Origin of the sequence: Priestia sp. YIM B13491 (genome assembly GCF_042787605.1) — a bacterium.
GTDB lineage: Bacteria > Bacillota > Bacilli > Bacillales > Bacillaceae_H > Priestia > Priestia megaterium_E.
Window position 1 is genome coordinate 85,808 of the sequence record NZ_JBHZOR010000007.1, and the last position, 18,686, is coordinate 104,493.

The following is an 18,686-nucleotide window of genomic DNA, read 5'->3' on the forward strand; positions in this document are numbered from 1 at the left end:
ATGATCACCTCTATAGAATGGATAAATTGCTGTTAATTTTACATGGATTTTATTTTTTCTAAAATAGCTTCTGTAAACTCCGACGTAGAGGCATGTCCGCCTAAATCTTTCGTTTTCACTTCAGCTTGGAGCGTTTGATAAAGTGCGTGTTCTACTGTAGCAGCCACTTCTGTAAGTTTGTGATCCGCATGTTTTTCAGCCAGCCATTTCAGTAGCATGGCTGCTGAAGAAATAATACCAGTTGGGTTTGCTATGTTCAAACCTGCGATATCTGGCGCAGAACCATGAGCTGCTTGTGCCATAGCGATATGTTCATTTGCATTAAGAGAAGGGGCTAATCCCAAGCTTCCTACAAGCTCGCCGGCTAAATCTGAAAGAATATCACCGTACATGTTTTCTGTCACAATGACATCGAAATCGGCTGCACGACGTACGAGATGAGCAGCCATGGCATCGATATGGTAGTCGTCCACTTTTACTTCAGGGTATTGCTCAGCTACTTCTCGACAAACGTTTAGAAATAGTCCGGTACTTAATCTTAAAACATTTGCTTTATGTACGATTGTTACTTTTTTACGACGCTGCATGGCCAATGCAAAAGCTTCACGTGCAATTCTTTCTATGGCTTTTCGCGTAAATACCCCCGATGTCACCACAACGTCTTTTGTAATCTGCCATTCCCCATGTCCAGAATACATATTACGATCGGCATAAAATCCTTCTGTATTTTCTCGGACGATCACTAAATTTGCTTCTTTCACGACGCTTTTAATGCCTGGCATTGTTTTAGCAGGGCGAATATTTGCGTAAAGATCTAAACTGTGACGAAGCTCTCCGCTAGGATTACGCTTTTCTTTGTGTTCAAGAGGGTAAGCCGCAGAATCGTGCGGGCCAAGTATCCATCCATGCGTATGTTTTAAAGCATCTATCGTTACTTCTGGAAGAGGATCGTTATATTGTTTAATTCCTTCCCATCCCATCGGCAGATAAATCCACTCCATTTTTACTCCTGCTTTGCAAGAAGCATTTTTAACTACCTTAACTGCGGCATCGACAATCTCCGGGCCGATGCCATCCCCCCCCAATACCCCGATACGATAAACAGTCATTGTTTTGAACACCCTTTCATTATGCGCAATGCTTTTATAAATAGATTGAAGGTTTATAGTATTAATCTACTTAAAGAAAAGACAATAATAAAATAATATTTTTTTATGTTTATAGATTAAATTCTTTTATCTTTCTTTTTGTGGCTTTTTAAAAAAAGAACTAGCTAATGCTTCGTGCTCCAGATTTTCTATCAACCAACATCTTAATTGGCGCTGTTGATTTTTTAAAAACACCCAATTAACACCTAAAACACGATTTAATTATATCATAATTCAGAAAATTAAACGGTTCTACGTTGGCACGAAAATTGCTTGTACTGTATATGAGGAATACAAAAGAAAGGAGCAATATGTAGTCGCAGATAAGGAAGCTGCTTTTAAAGAACGAGATGTCTGTTTAAAGTTATTATTTCACAATGAAGGGGAGAAGAAGGATGAGTGAACCGCAAAAGGAAATGAGTTCATTAAATCAGGTACGGAAAAAAGAGAGGAAAATAAACGTTTTTGCTTTATTGTTAGGCTTTCTTGTGATTGCTACCATTTTAACGTATATCTTGCCAGCTGGAGAATATGCGCGTGTAGAAGTAGACGGGAGAACAACGGTAGATCCTCAATCGTTTAAATGGATTGATTCTACACCTGTTGGATTCTTTGATATGGTCAAAGCAATACATACAGGAATGGTAGAAGGAGCCGACATTATCTTTTTTGTATTAATTATCGGCGGTTTCTTTGGTGTACTAAGCGCTACAGGGACAGTAGATGTATTAATTACAACGATGGCTAAAAAACTTGCTACCCGAGAAAAATTATTAATTCCTGTTATGATGTTATTTTTTGCAGTAGGCGGTTCTTTAATGGGGATGGCGGAAGAAACGCTAGCCTATATTCCTCTTTTAATTCCCTTGGCACTTGCTCTTGGATTCGATGCATTAACAGGGACTGCTATTGTTTTAATTGGCGCATCGGCTGGTTTTACTACGGCAGTTATGAATCCATTTACAGTGGGTGTTGCACAAGGAGTAGCAGAGCTTCCTATGTTTTCTGGAATGGGCTTTCGACTCATCTTGTTTGTAGTTGTTTACGCTGTTTCAGTTTGGTTTGTCTACCGATATGCGATGAAAGTGAAAAAAAGTCCTTCTATTGGGACGTACGGAAAATACAGCATAACCAGCGCAAATAAACTTTTAAACTCGGATGCCAGGTTAACTAGAAAGCATAAATGGATTATGGCAGCATTTCTTGTTAACTATGTAATTCTTGCTTTTGGCGTTATTAAGTACAAATGGTACATTACTGAAATTGCCTCTTTATTTGTCATTTTGACAGTTGTAATTGGGATTATTGGAAGGCTCTCTGTTGAAAATACGGTTAAGTCGTTTACAAACGGGGCAGCAGCACTAGTTGGAGGAGCGCTTGTTATCGGAGTTTCTCGTGCTGTTCTTGTTGTTTTAAATGAAGGACATATTGTAGACCCTATGCTTCATCAAGTATCTGGAGCTATTCAGCATATTCCGGGATATTTAAGCGTCATCGGAATCTATAACTTCCAAGCGCTGATTCATCTTATTTTAGCATCTGGAACAGGTCATGCGATGCTGACGATGCCAATCATGACGCCTCTTGCAGATTTACTTGATATTACAAGGCAAACAGCAGTATTATCTTTTTCTTTTGCAGATGGCATTGGAAATATTATCTTCCCGACAGCTGGAACATTAATGGCTGGTTTAGCGATTGCGGGAATTTCATGGACAAAGTGGGCCAAATGGGTGTTGCCGTTAGTCCTTATTCAATATGTGATTGGTTTAATTGCCGTTGTGATTGCTTATTTTATCAATTACGGACCATTTTAAGCATTAAAATTATATAGAAAAATGTTATTCGTAAGTTGAGCTTACTAGTAGGAGGAATAGAAGTTGTTAACCTTAATCAAAAACGCAGAAGTATATGCACCAGAGTATTTAGGAAAAAAAGACGTATTGCTTGCAAACAGCAAAATCATCCTTATAGAAGATTGTATTGATCATGTAAATACGTCCATTCCTATTCATGTTGTAGACGCTGCTAATGATGTTATAGCTCCAGGCTTTATTGACTCACATGTTCATATTATTGGCGGAGGAGGAGAAGGCGGATATAAAACACGCACGCCTGAACTAATGTTAACCGATGCAACGACTGCCGGTGTTACAACTATTGTAGGTGTACTTGGAACAGACGGTACAACAAGAAGAATGGAAAGTCTTCTTGCTAAAGCAAGAGGATTAGAAGAAGAAGGAATTAGCTGCTTTATTCACACAGGTTCCTATCAAATACCAGTAAAAACGTTAACTACCAGCATCGAAGAAGATCTTATTTTAATTGATAAAATTATCGGAGTAGGTGAAATTGCCATTTCTGACCACCGTTCCTCTGAACCGACATTTGAAGAACTGGTAAAGGCGGCTTCTGCTGCCCGCAATGGAGGGATTTTATCAGGGAAAGCCGGAATATTAGAAGTTCATGTAGGAGACGGGGAACGGAAATTATCTTTATTAAATCAAATTGCAGATGAAACAGACCTGCCAATTCGTCAGTTTCATCCTACACATATTAATCGAAATGAAGAACTGTTTAAAGAAGGAATTCAATTTGCCAAACGAGGTGGCTATGTAGATCTTACAACTAGCACTATTCCATATTTTTTAGAAGAAGGCGAAGTTAAGTGCAGCAAAGGGTTACGCATCATGCTTGAAGAAGAAGTTCCAATCTCAAGCATTACGTTCTCATCCGATGGACAAGCGAGCCTGCCATTTTTTGATGAGAACGGAGACTACAAAGGGCTTCAAGTTGGAAAAGTGTCTTCTTTATTTCAAGAAGTACGAGATGCAGTACTAGAAGAATCAGTGCCGTTAGAAACAGCTCTTCAAGTCATTACGTCTAATCCTGCCAAAGTATTAAAACTGTCCGATAAAGGGCATATTCAACCCGGGAAAGATGCAGATTTAGTCCTTTTAGACAAAGAGACGCTAACAATTAAAACAGTTTTTGCTCAAGGTAAAGTAATGGTAAAAGACGGTGTTCCTGTTGTGAAAGGGATGTTTGAATAACAGGTTTTAAACATCAGTTAACGAAAGTATCGCGGAAGGATACGAGCTAATTTGAGAAAGGTATCAAAATTTGCGTGGAAAGGATCTTTCAAATGAAAAAGAAACTTGTTTCATGTCTTATCAGCTTTACATTACTTTCTTCTTTAAGTACACCGCTGCTTGCAAAAGCACAAGGAAATACTGGAAACATTAAAGGCAGCCTTGTTATTGCAGGCGGAGGTGTAGGGACGTCTAATCACGATGTATATGAAAAATTTATCTCGCTTGCTGGAGGAAAAGAAAAAGCAAAAGTAGGGATTATTCCAGCTGCCAGCACAACGCTGCAGTCTTCTAAAAAGTTTAAGGAAGACCTCGTAAAATACGGAGTGAATTCAGATTCTATTAAAATCCTTCCCGTTTCAGATCACGATTTTTCTGATACACAAAAGGATGAATCAACCTGGAAGAATCAAGTAAATGATAAGAAGTTATCCCGTACGATTAAAGGACTAACGGCAGTTTGGTTTGTAGGAGGAGATCAAACTAAAATTGTGGATTCTCTTCGTCAAAATAATGGAAGTGATTCTGAAGCGTTAAAAGCTATTTGGGATATATATCGTAAAGGAGCAGTAATTGGAGGTACAAGTGCAGGGGCGGCAATTATGAGTGAGGTCATGATTACAGGAGGAGACAGTCTAGGAGCGTTAAAAGAAAGTGTAGAAAACAAGGGAAATAAACATGTAAGCGAAAACCAACGCAGTCAAAAAGAGTACGAGCCTCTATCAATTCAAAAAGGGCTGGGGTTTTTCCAACACGGCATAATTGATCAGCACATGGATGAACGAGCACGACTTGGGCGACTTGCAGTAGCTGCATATACTTCTGAACGTGACAAAGAAAAAAACTTTGCATACGGTGTGGACGAGGATACGGCTATGATTGTTAACAATAAAAATCAAAAGATTGAAGTTGTTGGACGAAGCGGAGTAGCCGTCTTAGATACGAGCAAAGCTCAGCTTGTGTCTAAACAAAAAGCGCGTTCAGGCTTAGAGAACATAAAGGTTAGTTACTTATCTCCTGGAGATAAAATTAACTATCATTTAAAATCATTTGAATTTCCGAAAGATAAAGTTGAAACGAAGGGATTTGAATATTATTCCTTTAATGCACTGCCTGCTACGGGTGTTTTTACGCCATATGGAAGATTAAAGGCTTATTTATCCTATTCTCTTGTTGACAATGAATCGATGAAATCTGCGAAAAGCTATGTTTATGACAGTAAAGGGTCGGGATATGAAATTGCTTTTCAAAAGGACAATGATACAAACGGCTACTGGAGATATACTGACGGACAAAAAGACGACTATTCCATTGTAAATGTCAGAATGGATATTACGCCCAAAACCTTCAAATTCCAATCGGATAGAAAAACTAGTTTAACGTATAAAAAACCTACTTTTTCTTCATCTGAAAGTCCTGCATACGATTCGATTAAAGGTAATCTCTTAATTGCAGGAGGAGCGCTTGGCAGCAGCAATTCAAGCGTGTATAACAAGTTTATTAATCTTGCAGGAGGAAAACAAGCCAAAATAGGAATTGTGCCTGCAGCGAGTACTAAGTTCGACTCTTCTAATCAGTTTAAAAGTGATTTAATTAAATACGGAGTGAAAGCAGAAAATATAGAGATTTTACCTATTTCGAACCATGACTTTAAAGGAACTTCTGAAAATGAGTCGACCTGGAAAACAAATATGAACAGTGATAAACTAGCGCAAAAAGTTAAAGGGCTAACGGGCATTTGGTTTGTAGGAGGAGATCAAACCTTGATTACGGGCTCCTTGCGTAATGAAAATGGCTCGGACTCAAAAGTTTTACAAGCTATATGGCATACGTATAAAAACGGGGCAGTACTTGGCGGTACGAGCGCCGGCGCGGCAATTATGAGTAATACTATGCTCGCAGGCGGAGATAGCTACGGAGCGCTTTCATACGGATTTACAAACACATATGATGATATGACTCAGCAAGAAGGCGGGCCTGCTTATTTGGAAAAAGGTCTTGGCTTTTTCCAATACGGTCTTGTAGATCAGCATTTTGACAACAAAGCAAGACTCGGACGTCTTATTGCAACAGCATATGAAAAAGGAAATAAAAATCAGCTTTCATACGGAATTGATGAAGATACTGCTATGGTGGTAAATAATAAAGAAAAACAAATAGAAGTTGTGGGAAGAGGCGGTATTACGCTAGTTGACTTAGCGAAGGTACAGGCAAATGACAAATTTCCGAGTGATTACAAAAATATTCTTATCTCTTGTATCACTCCAGGCGACAAAGTAAATCTCACAACAAAAGAAATCGTCATAAACCCAGCTAAAACATCTACTAGAAAAAATGAATACTACAGTGAAAAAGTTGGACCAAATACAGGTCTTTTCTCTCCGCACGCTGTACTAAGCAAGTTTTTAGCTTACGATCTTATTGATAACGCTCAGAGCAAAGAAATAAAGAGCTATGCGTTTAACCAAAACAAAGGATTTGAGCTTACCTTCCGAAAAAGTGCTGAAAGCAATGGTTATTGGGCTTATACAGACGGTCAAAAAGACGATTATTCCATTGTGAAAGTTTCGTTAGATATCAAACCAATAAAAGTAGCTATTAAATAAAAAGAGAACAGACAGTAATTCAATGCATCTAGCACTTTAGCATATTGTGCCTCCACCTATTAAAGCGGAGGCACTTTTTTCTACTTATTTTTATTTGCAATAGGGACAAACGTCCGCTAGATGAAATGCAGGGCAACGTATAAAATGATAGGTACAGTATTCCAAGACTAATCTCTGAAGGCAAGCCAATTTAAAGGCCTGCAGAAAGGTGTTCATACGATGAAAAAGAAATTAGTTTTAATAACAGGAAGCAAGCAAACTAGAATCATTTTACATAACCAATTAAAAGAGTTATTAGGCGATTACATTTTTATTGAATGCTTTGCAGTTGACGAAGAATTACCGAAAAAAATTGGTGGCGATGTTGTACTCTACTCATCAGAGAGTATAAAGAACGAAATGAAGGACAGATTAGAGGTTCAATGTGCACATGAAATCGTAGGAAATAGAACGATTCACCATAAACATATAAATGAATTGCTGCAAATTCCTGCCCATACTAAAGTATTAATTGTAAACGATGATGATAGAGAAACTCTTAAGTTAATAGAATCTCTCTATCAAGTAGGAATTAATCATGTTCAGTTTATTCCTTTTAAAAAGAAAAAGACCTATTACGAAGGTGTTGAAATTGCTGTTTCTCCAGGTGAGGTTCACTTGTGTCCGCCATATGTAAAACATGTAATTGATATAGGTGTTAGGCTTTTTGATATGGCGACCATTTTTGAACTTATAAAATCATTTGGTTTTGATCAGTCTAATCATTCAATTATTTGGGATCGCTATTTACGAAATATTATTGAGCTGCAAAAAAAACTAATAGAAGCAGAAGGGCAAATGAAAGAACTTCACCTCCATGTAAGGAGTGTTGTAAATGTAGTAGAAGATGGTATTCTTGCCGTGGACTTTAACAAAAGAATTACGTTATTTAATAAGAGGTTAGAATCATTGTTTCAGCTATCTTCTTCTGATGTTGTAGATCGTGAAATTCAACATGTCATTTCTAACGAAGCCCTTGTGGAGTTTATTACATCGTCCGAAGAGAAAAGTCAGTACTTTAACATAAATGGGTACGAAATGGTTATCTATAAGTCTATGATTCAGGAAAGCAATACTACGGTAGCAACGTTTAAAAGTGTGAATCAAGCTGTTGAAATAGAAGGAAAAGCGCAGTCAGAACTTAGAAAAAACGGCTTTTCTGCTAAGTATAATTATCAAGATATTATCGGAGAACACCCAGCTTTGCTTAAAACGATTGAAATTTCCCGGAAAATGGCGGTTACTGAGTACCCTATTTTAATTCAAGGAGAAACCGGTACAGGAAAAGAGCTGTTTGCTCAGGCTATCCATAATCATTCTACACGTAAAAACGGACCGTTTCTAGCCGTGAATTGCAGTGCCATGACCGATACATTGCTAGAAAGTGAGCTGTTTGGGTATGAAGAAGCCAGCTTTACAGGAGCTCAAAAAGGCGGCAAAAAAGGGCTGTTTGAGAGCGCCGATAAAGGTACGATCTTCCTGGATGAAATTGGTGATATCAGTCCGCGTTTACAAACTCAGCTTTTAAGAGTGCTTCAAGAAAAAGAAATTAGACGGGTAGGAGGGACAAGAGTTATTCCAATCAATGTAAGAATAATAGCAGCTACTCACAACAATTTACTACATAAAATGAAAGAAGGGTTGTTTCGAGAAGATTTGTACTATCGTTTACACGTATTATCTTTAACGATTCCTCCTTTAAGATATAGAAGAACCGATATTCCTTTACTGATTCATCATTTTATTTCTAAATCAAAAACGTGGACGCATATCTATCCAGAAGCGATGAAGCTGCTTATCGAATATGAATGGCTAGGAAACATAAGAGAATTAAAAGGAGTCATCGAGTATTTGCTTACTGTCTGCGATGAAAACGAAGTGAAAGCAAAAGACGTAGAGTATAGGCTTAGTAGTCAAAAGGAGGAGCATACTTTACATGAAGTTGAAAATGAATCGGTTGACTTGATCGAACTTCAAGAAAATCACGCCCTGTTAGAAACGATAAAGCAGTGTAATGATACAGGAAAAGCAGCAAGCAGAAAGTGGATTACACAGCATTTAAAAGGCTTTACTCTTACAGAACAGCAGGTGAGAAATCGTTTGGATGTACTAGAAGAAAAAGAGTATATTATAAAACGCAGAGGCAGAGCAGGAACGAAAATAACAGAAAAAGGACTGCATTATCTATATCATTTAAAAACAAAACAGCACTTGATCAATCCTTAATATACGGAAGAAAGGGAAACTTCACTAATCAAGTTTCCCTTTTCTATAAAATAGTGTCGTCATAGACTTGGCGTTTACGGCTGATTTCCTCCGTATACTTTTCCTGTAGAGGAAGTAATAACACCGCCGTTTACGTTTAAAGTATAAGCTAACCCTCCAAAACCCGTCCAAGTGGAAAGATTAAAAGTGCTGCCATTAAATAGTTTATAGATAGAAATATTATTAAACGTCAGCGGCTGACCGCTTATACAAGTAGCAGGCGCCTTATTCGTTTTAGCTAGATAAACAGCTGCGTTTGTAGAGCCTGGCTGTGTTACTACTTTAGCTGAACCATCTTTTTCTACCAGAAGCGCTGACTGTTCATTAACAGCAATTCCTTTGGCGCTTGTTCCAGTTTCTTCTCCGTCTTTGATATTACGTGCAAGAAATGTTAAAAAGCGTCCCATTCTATCTCGTTGTTCAAAATGAGTGTCTGTTTGAATGTTATTATTATGCGGGGTTTGAATCAAATAATCTGTAAAAGAAATAAGAGAACTATAGGGATTGTTTAGCGCTGTTTTCGAATCTAAAGTTGTAGAGCCTGCTGAGATAGAGTCATAAACGTGATCACCTTGAATCATGGTGCCGGCACTTGTTCCTCCAAAAGGAATGCCTTGATTAATACGATTATTTAAGGCTGTAAGAGCTGGGGATCCTTCTAAGAAATCTACGTAATCAGCTTGATTGCCTCCAGCAAAAAAGATGCCTTCTGCTTTGTTAATTTTGTCAATTAAAGCAGAGTCTGAACCTGCTCTTATTAAATCATCAACAACAATTGTGCTAACAGAGTTAAGGGGCTTACCTATGCTTTTGGCAAGGTCATAGATATATGAATTATAGGCGTCAGTACCCGTCGCTCTTATAACCAAGAAATCTCCGCCGTTTGCCTTTTGAATCATCCATTTGAATGCTTCATCTACATCGGTGCTTCCGCCCATATAGACTTGTCCGAAGCTTGTACTAGTAGCTTTATCTGCAGTACTTCCGACTTGATAAAGCGTATAAGGTGCAGAAGCAGCGGAAGTGGAGATTGGAAGTAAAAGAGATGCCGCGAGAACAGCACAAGTAATGACTTGCTTTTTAATACTTTTCTTACGTTCAGCTTTTTTCATAAAGTTCTCCTCCTTTAATAAGTGTTCATAAATGAATATGCAAGTTTTATACCAACTTATTGAACACCAGCAAAATAGTGAAAGAAGGCTTTTTTTAAAAGCTCTATGTGTAATATAGGTTATTTATGGGTCATTATTAAGGTTTTTTACACCCGAAAAATGGCGAGAACGACTCTAACTTGGATATCTAATAGTGAAAAGAAATTGAAAAAGGTATATTACAAGATTACATCCCTCATTGAAAAATCATCTTTAAAAACTTAAAATTATAATAGAAAGGAAAAACAAGGATAAAAAGAAGAGCTGTCCGCAATAGCAACTTATTTATCAAACAGACCTTCATTCTATCAATATCTTCATCTCTTAAATATTTTCCACCAGCATTTCTACGCAGAAAAATTATACATGAGAGGATCTGTCAAAATGAACAAACAGGAAAGTAGCTACAGATGGGTTGTTTTTGGAACCGCTTTATTAGCGTATTATTTGATTGTCAGTCAACGAACAGCCCCTGGACTTATTACAGAACAGTTAATGAAAGATTTTCACGTTTCAGCGTCTGTTATAGGATTAATGACTAGTATACAATTTTTAGCATATGCAGGTCTTCAGATTCCTATTGGTTTACTTTCTGACCGATACGGTCCCAATCGATTTTTGATTATAGGGTCGCTTTTAACGGGAATAGGAAGTCTTATCTACAGCACGGCCCCTAACGAATATGTGTTAATTTTCTCTCGTTTACTAGTCGGTACGGGAGACTCCATGATTTTTGTCAATTTAGTGTTAATTTTAAGTCAGTGGTTTAAGGGAAATGAATTTGTAAAGCTATTAGGTTTAATTGGGCTGGTAGGAAGTGTAGGTTCATTATCAGCTACCGTGCCTTTGTCTATGTGGATTTCATTTTCAGGCTGGAGAGTTCCTTTTCTTAGCATAGGTCTAGTTTTAATGGCGGTATCCTACCTGCTTTATGTCGTTTTAGTGGTAAAACCTAAACGATTATTTCAAGATGATGCTAAAGCAAATAAATCCTCTGTTAAGACTCCGGAAAGTGTATGGGCGATCCTAAGGAGAGTGATGACAACTCGCCAAGCCTGGGCAACATTTCTTTGTCATTTTGGTGTAGTTGGTACATATATCGGCTTTATTGGTTCTTGGGGAGTTCCTTATGGAATGAATGTGTTCCATTTATCTCGCGCTGATGCAAGTCAGCTTATTATGTATGGTCTGTTTGGCGCTATGATTGGCGGACCTTTAATCAGCTGGATATCAAGCAGGTTAAATTCCATTAAAAAAATTTATTCACTTATTCATCTTATTGTGGTGCTTAGCTGGACTGGGTTATTACTTTCCGGCGTGAAACCTTCATTCATGCTAGTCGTTATTTTGCTTTTTATCATCGGCTTTGGAAACGGCGCAAGCGCTTTGACATTTGCCGTAGTACGTCAATCCTTCTCAGTAAAAGAAGTAGGAGTTGTATCAGGTTTTGCCAATATGGGAGGCTTTTTAAGCGCCGTATTATTACCTAGTATTTTCGGGAATGTCTTGGATTTATTCCCCGAGCGTTCGCTGCATGTTGGTTATCATTATGCTTTTATGATTCCCATTTTGTTTTCAATAATGGGGTTGTTAGGTGTCTTACTAATTAAAGAAAAGGGAAAAAAGGAGCAGAAAGTGCTGAATGCTTCTTAATGACTTTACATAAGAGATGTTCACCATATAAGTTCGTAACTTTAGTGTAAAACAATATATTTTATGTAATTATTCCTAATATAAATCATTAAAAATAACACAACACATAAAGTTTACTTTAATGCACAGCAAGAGAAATAACAGAAAACCATGAATTAAATGTAAATTAAAGGAAATTAAAGGAAGTTAAAAAGGTGGCTGTATAAAGAAAAACAGCTCTTAAAAAGGCTCTATAGACACTAACAGCAGCATTTTTACATAATAAATAAGAAAAAGTTTTTAAAAAATCCTTGCGTTGAAGCTGACTTTAGGAGATAAGCTACTACTGTACCAGTTAACACAGCGAAAAACAGCCGGTCATCGACTTGCTTTCTCATTAAAGGTAGAAATCAGTTAAAACAGAAAGGATGAATGTTTATTATGTCTAACACAAAAGGTAAAGTTGTTATTATTACAGGTGCTTCTAGCGGAATCGGAGAAGCAACAGCAAAAGAGCTTTCAGCAAAAGGAGCAAAGCTTGTTTTAGCGGCTCGCCGTGAAGATCGTTTACAATCACTACAAGAAGATATTAAAGCAAACGGCGGAGAAGCGATCTACAAAGTAGTGGACGTGACTTCTCACGACCAAATGCAGGAATTAGCACAATATGCGCTTTCAGAGTTTGGACGCATCGATGTGCTTGTAAACAATGCAGGACTTATGCCATTATCTCTTCTACGCAACCAAAAAGTAGATGAATGGAACACAATGATTGATGTGAATATCAAAGGGGTTCTTTACGGAATTTCAGCAGTTCTTCCAGCGATGAGAGAGCAAAAAGACGGACACGTGATTAACCTGTCTTCTGTAGCTGGTCACGCAGTAGGTGCCGGAAGTGCGGTATACAGCGCAACAAAATTTGCGGTTAAAGCGATCACAGAAGGTCTTCGTCTAGAAGAATCAGCTGGCGGAAGCAACATTCGCGCAACGAATATTTCTCCAGGAGCAATTGCAACAGAATTAAAAGAAACAATCACGGATACAGATTTAAAATCAGGTATTGATGAATTTTATAAAGGTGCCATCGAAGTGGAAAGCATCGCACGCGCGATTGCGTTTGCCATCGAAGAGCCAGCAGGTGTGGCAGTAAACGAAATGATTATTCGTCCTGTACATCAAGAATGGTAATGTGAGGACCTTGTTAACTCAAAAGCTGTCCGGAGAGTGACATTACTCTTTGGACAGCTTTTTCTATTTGTACCATTGATACGCATATGAAAATAGGAGTGAAACTACATGTCTTATACAATGAGAGACATGCAAGAAAAAACGGGGCTGTCTGCGCCCACTCTGCGCTACTACGAAAAGGAAGGTATTTTACCGTTTGTCGAACGAAATGAACATGATCAGCGTCTATACAATGACCAGAATATCGAGTGGGTCAAGTTTATTTTAGCCTTACGTGCAACAGGGATGCCTCTTGCTGAAATCAAGCAGTATGTAGAGTCATATAAAAAAGGAGAAAGTACCATCAGCGAACGTAGAAACATGATGCTTCAGCATAAAAAGAAAGTGGAAGCAGACATGTCGCAAACCTACCTGCATCTAGAACGAATTAATTATAAATTTGCGCTGTATGATACGTTGGAAGCTGGTTTAAACAATAAACAAATAAAAATTTAAATGCTGATAACAGAAAATCCTGTTCATACACAAACTATACAGGTGTTAAAAACTGCGAAACAAACAAAACAAGATAACTGCATGGTTATCTTGTTTTGTTTGTTCTATTCTAGTATGTACTGCTTAAATAAAGAGCTACATCGCGAATTGCTTCATCTTTTTCTCCTTATTTTCTCAGTTAGACTAGTTAGAAAAGAATTCTTCATTACTAGCTTTCATTCCTTTAATTTTTAGAACTAACAAAGATAAAAGAAATGACAGTGCTGATTTAAAAATGAAGTTATGCGTGCTTTTTCTGTTCATTTCTCGACAAATATTTAGAATTAAAAAGGAATTCAGTAATAATAAAAGAAATTTCTTATTAACGTTTATTTAAATTAGATAAAGCTGTGAGAAAAGCTCCGTTTAGTGAATGAATAAGAGGAGGAAAGGTACAGGTGTCAAATTATTTTCCCGTAATTAAAACAAAAAGGCTTATCCTAAGGGAATTTGAAACAGAAGACGCAGGCAGTATTTTAAAATACCTATCCGATAAAGAAGTAATGAAACACTACGGTCTAGAGCCTTTTACAACGGTTGAAGATGCTTTAAATGAGATTGCGTGGTATAAATCAATCTTAAACGAAAAATCTGGAATAAGATGGGGTATTACTCTTAAAGAACAGGATGACATTATTGGTAGCTGCGGATTTCTTAATAGAGTTCATAACCATTACCGTGCAGAAATTGGATATGAGCTAAGCAAAGATTACTGGGGGAATGGGATTGCTAATGAGGCATTGGGCGCTGTTATAAAATATGGTTTTACACATTTTAATTTGCGGAGAATTGAAGCATTAATAGAGCTTGCTAATGTTGCTTCACAAAAATTAATAAAAAAGCATGGCTTTATAAAAGAAGGCCTATTAAGAAGCTATGAATTTACGTGTGGAAAATTTGATGATTTGTATATGTATTCGTTATTAAAACAAGATTTTGACAGGCTTCAACCACATGAAGAGAATATCTAGACATCGTTATTAAGAATATAGCACAATGACAGATAAGGGGAAAATGTATGACCCGTTTTAATGTTGATATTGTTCACTATCATTCTCAATTTGCTGAGCAAACGGTAAAAATGTGGAGAGATAGTAAAGAAAAAGCGATTGAACAAAAGGAAATGCATAGTTTTGACCGTCATGTCTATTTTTTAAATCATATATTGTCAGCACACTATAAAATTGAATTAGCGTTAATGGATGAACAAATAGTAGGAATGATTGCTTATCATGCTGACGAAATTAGCCAACTGTACGTTCATGTAGATTATCAAGGAGGAGGAATCGGACAGCGTTTACTCGAAAGAGCCAAGACAGAATCAAATGGAAAATTAATATTACGTACATTTGAACGAAATAAAAATGCCCAGAGGTTTTACGAGAAACACGGCTTCAGTATTATAAAAAGAGGATGTGAAAACGAAGAGAAACTCCCCGATATTACATATGAATGGACAAACAAATGAAGCATACGTAATTTTAATAAAGGAGCGGTTAGTGTGAATACGTTAGCACACGAAACATAACAACGCTGTCTATATGTCCGTGGTCCGCCTTTTACTAGTTTAGAATAGATGATTAATGCTAGCTATAAAAAGGAGGAGTTCAATATGATAACGGACAAATATTTTTTTAATGCTGTAAACAATACAAATAATGTTGATTTTACTGGCTGGGATTTTTCTATTATTACTCGTACTGGTCGTATGGATAGCGACGTGCTTTCGTGGTCATACGGAAGTGAAGCTATTCGTCTTATTCAAAACTCTAATGCCGCTTTAGATATGGGAACAGGAGGAGGAGAATTTTTATCTTTGTTACAGCCTTTTCCTCGCGTTATGTACGCTACAGAAGGATACAAACCTAACATTCCAATCGCTAAAAAACGTTTAGAACCGCTTGGTGTCAAAGTTGTTGAACGAACTGAAGACAAAAATTTACCGTTTAAAGATGATACATTTGATTTGATTTTGAACCAGCACGAATCTTTTTGTGCTTCAGAAGTAAGCAGGATTTTGTCAAAGGAAGGCACGTTTTTCACGCAGCAAGTGGGAGGGTTAGACTGTTCACGAATCAATGAATCTATAGGGGTTCCAATAAATAAAGAGTTTTGTAATTGGAATTTAAAGAAAGCAATAGAAGAGCTTAAACAAAGTTCTTTTAACATCATTTCTTTCAAAGAAGAGTTTCCTGTACAGAGATTTTATGATATTGGAGCGCTGGTCTTTTATTTAAAGGCAATTCCTTGGCAAGTTCCTAATTTTGATATAGAAACACATATCGAAGGGTTGTATAACATACATGGAATTATACAGTCTAAAGGCTTCTTTGACGTAAAACAACATCGTTTTATTATTAAAGCTAAAGCAAAATAAATAGTTAATCAACCAGAGAAAGCCGATCTCTAACTGGAGACCTGCTTTCTCTGGTTTAATTATGTAATTGTTTGCTAGATAAATCTAGCTCAAAAAAAAGAGAATTTCGATCTGGATAATCATATTGAACTGTCAGATCCTTTTTGGTCACTTGTTTAAACCCAGCTTTTTTATAGAAATTATGTGATCGAGTAGCTTGAGATGGAGTATCTAAAATAATTTTAGAAAGCCCGTGCTTCTGCACAAAGAAAAGTAAAGAAGCATAAAGATTTTTTCCTATTCCAAACTCTTTTCCTCTATAGTGCTTGTAGACAAAAAATTTCTTTAATATGCCTATTTCATTGGTTTTCTTTTGCAACCCAATACATCCTATTACTTCTTGCTTATCATTCAAAGCTACCCAAAAGTTACCGCCGGTATGGAGATAGTTTGACTTAATGTCTAAAATATCCGGCTGTTCTTCAACACTAATACCTACACCAGCTTCTACATTTTGTACATGCAATATTAGTTGAATAACTGCTTCTTTATACTTATCTTCATACAATACAATCATTGATTAATAATAACTCCTTTCCTTCATTAAATGTTTCCTCCTCATTGCTCTTATTATATCTAGTACTATGGTGCAAATCTATTATGATAGTTGAGTAATAAAAATGTAGCTATATGGAACGCTTGTTGTCTTGAATATGATTTTGTGAGGTATGAGATTTTGGTAATATACAGTCTACTGCTTTTTTTGTAATAGGCATAAAAAAATTAAGCAGCACGCCGCCTAAAAACACGGTTAATAGCGTCCCAACACCAATGGGTCCGTTTAAAAGCATCGCAGCTAGTAAAAATGTGAGGTAAATCAATGTTCTTGAAAGTAATAAGTTTGTTTTAGCTAGTTTCTGTATGATTAATGTTAAGCGGTCAATTGGAATGGGTGCAAAATTTGTATGTAAATAGGCTGAGGTTCCTACACCTATAATGATTAAACCAATTCCAAAACAACATAATTTGCTGTACCACATTTCAAAGGGAGCCCAATTCTGTAATAAAAAAAGCCATACATCAATACCAAGACCCGTTATGAATGCTGTTAACAGTCCCAGTACTTCCGGCTTTTGTTTGCTTAAAAGGGCATTACCACAAATTAATACACATGCAAGTATAATTTCCCAGCTTCCAACGCTAAGGCCTACGTTTAGGGATAGTCCAACTAAAAGTGCATCAAAAGGTGAAGCTCCTAGGCTGGATTGGATCGTTAAAGAAATTCCCAGAGTTAATAGTAAAATTCCTCCTACATAAACAACATATTTCACTGTAATCAGCTCCTTTATTCACTATTTTTTGTTGCAAATGCAACTATTTTAAGGTACATTAAACTTATATTACTTTTATTGTATTTGCAACAAAAATATGTGCAAAGGAGACATTTATGAGTGAAATTCTGCGTGAAATTGGAATGATAGCAAGAGCATTGGATTCGATTAGTAATATAGAATTTAAAGAGTATGACCTGACTAAGGGGCAGTATTTGTATTTAGTGCGAATATGTGAAAATCCGGGAATCATTCAAGAAAAGTTAGCTGAGATGATAAAAGTAGATCGAACAACAGCGGCTCGGGCTATAAAAAAGCTTGAAATAAATGGTTTTATTGAGAAGAAAGACGATCCCCGCAATAAAAAAAATAAAAATCTTTTTCCAACTGAAAAAGGGAAGAACGTATATCCGTTTATAAAAAGAGAAAATGATTATTCGGATAAAGTGGCATTAGAAGGTTTTACCCAGGAAGAAACAGATACCATTCTTAAGCTGGTTCAAAGAGTAAGGAAAAATATAGAAGCAGACTGGGAGTTTGTCAAAAAAGGAAACAAGAGAAATTATTGAGGATATAAAGGAGAGGCGTATGTCAGTGATGATGGATATAAAAAAGTGTACTCTTGAAGATGTAAATCACCTTCAAGATATTAGCTACAAAACATTTAATGAAACATTTAAAGATCAAAATTCACCTGAAAACATGAAAGCTTATTTAGAAAAAGCATTTACAGTGGAACAGCTAGAAAAAGAACTATCAAATACGTCCTCGCAATTCTTTTTTATGTATGTTAATCATGAAATTGCAGGTTATTTAAAGGTTAATACGGGTGATGCTCAATCTGAAGAGATGGGGGAAGAAGCGCTTGAAATTGAAAGAATTTATATAGGTAACAGCTTTCAAAAACAAGGGCTTGGTAAACATTTATTTAATAAAGCAGCAGAGATAGCAACGACACTTAATAAAAAGAAAATTTGGTTAGGCGTATGGGAAAAAAATAAAAATGCGATTGCTTTTTATAAGAAACAGGGATTTGTTCAAACCGGATCTCACTCGTTTTACATGGGAGACGAAGAACAAATAGACTTTATTATGGTGAAAACACTTTTATAGTTTTTTAAAAGATAAATAAAGTACGATAAGGATTATTGACTAATTTAACTGGTAGAGGATAATCCTTATTGCATACAGAGGTTTTATGATTTTTTTCAAAGCAGATGCTTTTAGAGTAAGCAGTAAGCAAACTAATATGGCTGCTGTGCCAGCACATAGGAGAATGAAATTAATATCACATGCTTACCAATTTACTTTAATTCTATTTGAAATAACATAGACTAATTAGAT

General features: G+C 36.6%; 16 protein-coding genes. 12 read left to right on the plus strand and 4 right to left on the minus strand.

From position 1 onward, the window contains the following. Positions 1-38: 38 nt before the first annotated feature. Positions 39-1,109 (minus strand): isocitrate/isopropylmalate dehydrogenase family protein, encoded by a 1,071-nt coding sequence (locus tag ACFX4E_RS22280; protein WP_377259181.1) that lies wholly within the window; start codon positions 1,107-1,109, stop codon positions 39-41. A 434-nt stretch (positions 1,110-1,543) separates the two neighbouring features. On the opposite strand from ACFX4E_RS22280, the gene ACFX4E_RS22285 reads away from it, so the two are divergent. From ACFX4E_RS22285 to ACFX4E_RS22300, 4 genes are all read left to right on the plus strand, one after another. Then, positions 1,544-2,965, plus strand: coding sequence for a YfcC family protein (locus ACFX4E_RS22285; protein WP_377238463.1), 1,422 nt, complete (start codon positions 1,544-1,546; stop codon positions 2,963-2,965). Positions 2,966-3,028: 63 nt separating this feature from the next. Next, complete coding sequence (iadA, locus tag ACFX4E_RS22290; protein WP_377238465.1) at positions 3,029-4,201, plus strand: beta-aspartyl-peptidase; 1,173 nt, start codon at positions 3,029-3,031, stop codon at positions 4,199-4,201. Between the two features lie 92 nt (positions 4,202-4,293). Next, entirely contained in the window at positions 4,294-6,846 is a 2,553-nt protein-coding gene (locus tag ACFX4E_RS22295; protein ID WP_377259184.1) for a cyanophycinase, read from the plus strand. A 219-nt stretch (positions 6,847-7,065) separates the two neighbouring features. Next, positions 7,066-9,111, plus strand: coding sequence for a sigma 54-interacting transcriptional regulator (locus ACFX4E_RS22300; protein ID WP_377238467.1), 2,046 nt, complete (start codon positions 7,066-7,068; stop codon positions 9,109-9,111). 74 nt (positions 9,112-9,185) lie between these two features. On the opposite strand, the gene ACFX4E_RS22305 is transcribed toward ACFX4E_RS22300, so the two are convergent. Further along, a complete protein-coding gene (locus ACFX4E_RS22305) occupies positions 9,186-10,262 on the minus strand; it encodes a cyanophycinase (protein WP_377238468.1) in 1,077 nt (358 codons plus the stop codon). 423 nt (positions 10,263-10,685) lie between these two features. Here ACFX4E_RS22305 and ACFX4E_RS22310 point away from each other — a divergent pair, with 423 nt between their 5' ends. The 6 genes from ACFX4E_RS22310 (at position 10,686) to ACFX4E_RS22335 (ending at position 16,032) form a co-directional block, all read left to right on the plus strand. After that, complete coding sequence (locus ACFX4E_RS22310; protein WP_060747561.1) at positions 10,686-11,954, plus strand: MFS transporter; 1,269 nt, start codon at positions 10,686-10,688, stop codon at positions 11,952-11,954. Between the two features lie 420 nt (positions 11,955-12,374). Beyond that, on the plus strand, positions 12,375-13,121 hold the full coding sequence (locus tag ACFX4E_RS22315; RefSeq protein ID WP_377238469.1) for an SDR family oxidoreductase: 747 nt from the start codon (positions 12,375-12,377) through the stop codon (positions 13,119-13,121). Between the two features lie 108 nt (positions 13,122-13,229). Continuing rightward, complete coding sequence (locus tag ACFX4E_RS22320) at positions 13,230-13,616, plus strand: MerR family transcriptional regulator (protein ID WP_377238470.1); 387 nt, start codon at positions 13,230-13,232, stop codon at positions 13,614-13,616. A 437-nt stretch (positions 13,617-14,053) separates the two neighbouring features. Then, on the plus strand, positions 14,054-14,626 hold the full coding sequence (locus tag ACFX4E_RS22325) for a GNAT family N-acetyltransferase (RefSeq protein WP_377238471.1): 573 nt from the start codon (positions 14,054-14,056) through the stop codon (positions 14,624-14,626). 47 nt (positions 14,627-14,673) lie between these two features. Next, entirely contained in the window at positions 14,674-15,123 is a 450-nt protein-coding gene (locus ACFX4E_RS22330; RefSeq protein ID WP_098333501.1) for a GNAT family N-acetyltransferase, read from the plus strand. A gap of 144 nt (positions 15,124-15,267) precedes the next feature. Next, complete coding sequence (locus tag ACFX4E_RS22335; RefSeq protein ID WP_028409943.1) at positions 15,268-16,032, plus strand: methyltransferase domain-containing protein; 765 nt, start codon at positions 15,268-15,270, stop codon at positions 16,030-16,032. Positions 16,033-16,087: 55 nt separating this feature from the next. On the opposite strand, the gene ACFX4E_RS22340 is transcribed toward ACFX4E_RS22335, so the two are convergent. Next, positions 16,088-16,588, minus strand: coding sequence for a GNAT family N-acetyltransferase (locus ACFX4E_RS22340; protein ID WP_098333500.1), 501 nt, complete (start codon positions 16,586-16,588; stop codon positions 16,088-16,090). A gap of 109 nt (positions 16,589-16,697) precedes the next feature. After that, complete coding sequence (locus ACFX4E_RS22345; protein WP_098333499.1) at positions 16,698-17,342, minus strand: YczE/YyaS/YitT family protein; 645 nt, start codon at positions 17,340-17,342, stop codon at positions 16,698-16,700. Between the two features lie 116 nt (positions 17,343-17,458). Between ACFX4E_RS22345 and ACFX4E_RS22350 the strand changes: the two genes are divergently transcribed. Together ACFX4E_RS22350 and paiA are read left to right on the plus strand one after the other, a co-directional pair. Then, positions 17,459-17,911: a MarR family winged helix-turn-helix transcriptional regulator gene (locus ACFX4E_RS22350; protein WP_377238472.1), complete on the plus strand. Its 453-nt coding sequence runs from the start codon at positions 17,459-17,461 to the stop codon at positions 17,909-17,911. A gap of 19 nt (positions 17,912-17,930) precedes the next feature. Then, entirely contained in the window at positions 17,931-18,455 is a 525-nt protein-coding gene (gene paiA / locus ACFX4E_RS22355; protein ID WP_060747567.1) for a spermidine/spermine N(1)-acetyltransferase, read from the plus strand. Positions 18,456-18,686 lie beyond the last annotated feature (231 nt).

What these genes read in the sequence shown, in the direction of transcription:
- ACFX4E_RS22280 (WP_377259181.1), bottom strand. Translation starts at nt 1,109, where the DNA reads ATGACTGTTTATCGTATCGGGGTATTGGGGGGGGATGGCATCGGCCCG.
- ACFX4E_RS22285 (WP_377238463.1), top strand. Translation starts at nt 1,544, where the DNA reads ATGAGTGAACCGCAAAAGGAAATGAGTTCATTAAATCAGGTACGGAAA.
- ACFX4E_RS22295 (WP_377259184.1), top strand. Translation starts at nt 4,294, where the DNA reads ATGAAAAAGAAACTTGTTTCATGTCTTATCAGCTTTACATTACTTTCT.
- ACFX4E_RS22300 (WP_377238467.1), top strand. Translation starts at nt 7,066, where the DNA reads ATGAAAAAGAAATTAGTTTTAATAACAGGAAGCAAGCAAACTAGAATC.
- ACFX4E_RS22305 (WP_377238468.1), bottom strand. Translation starts at nt 10,262, where the DNA reads ATGAAAAAAGCTGAACGTAAGAAAAGTATTAAAAAGCAAGTCATTACT.
- ACFX4E_RS22310 (WP_060747561.1), top strand. Translation starts at nt 10,686, where the DNA reads ATGAACAAACAGGAAAGTAGCTACAGATGGGTTGTTTTTGGAACCGCT.
- ACFX4E_RS22315 (WP_377238469.1), top strand. Translation starts at nt 12,375, where the DNA reads ATGTCTAACACAAAAGGTAAAGTTGTTATTATTACAGGTGCTTCTAGC.
- ACFX4E_RS22320 (WP_377238470.1), top strand. Translation starts at nt 13,230, where the DNA reads ATGTCTTATACAATGAGAGACATGCAAGAAAAAACGGGGCTGTCTGCG.
- ACFX4E_RS22330 (WP_098333501.1), top strand. Translation starts at nt 14,674, where the DNA reads ATGACCCGTTTTAATGTTGATATTGTTCACTATCATTCTCAATTTGCT.
- ACFX4E_RS22335 (WP_028409943.1), top strand. Translation starts at nt 15,268, where the DNA reads ATGATAACGGACAAATATTTTTTTAATGCTGTAAACAATACAAATAAT.
- ACFX4E_RS22340 (WP_098333500.1), bottom strand. Translation starts at nt 16,588, where the DNA reads ATGATTGTATTGTATGAAGATAAGTATAAAGAAGCAGTTATTCAACTA.
- ACFX4E_RS22350 (WP_377238472.1), top strand. Translation starts at nt 17,459, where the DNA reads ATGAGTGAAATTCTGCGTGAAATTGGAATGATAGCAAGAGCATTGGAT.
- paiA (WP_060747567.1), top strand. Translation starts at nt 17,931, where the DNA reads ATGTCAGTGATGATGGATATAAAAAAGTGTACTCTTGAAGATGTAAAT.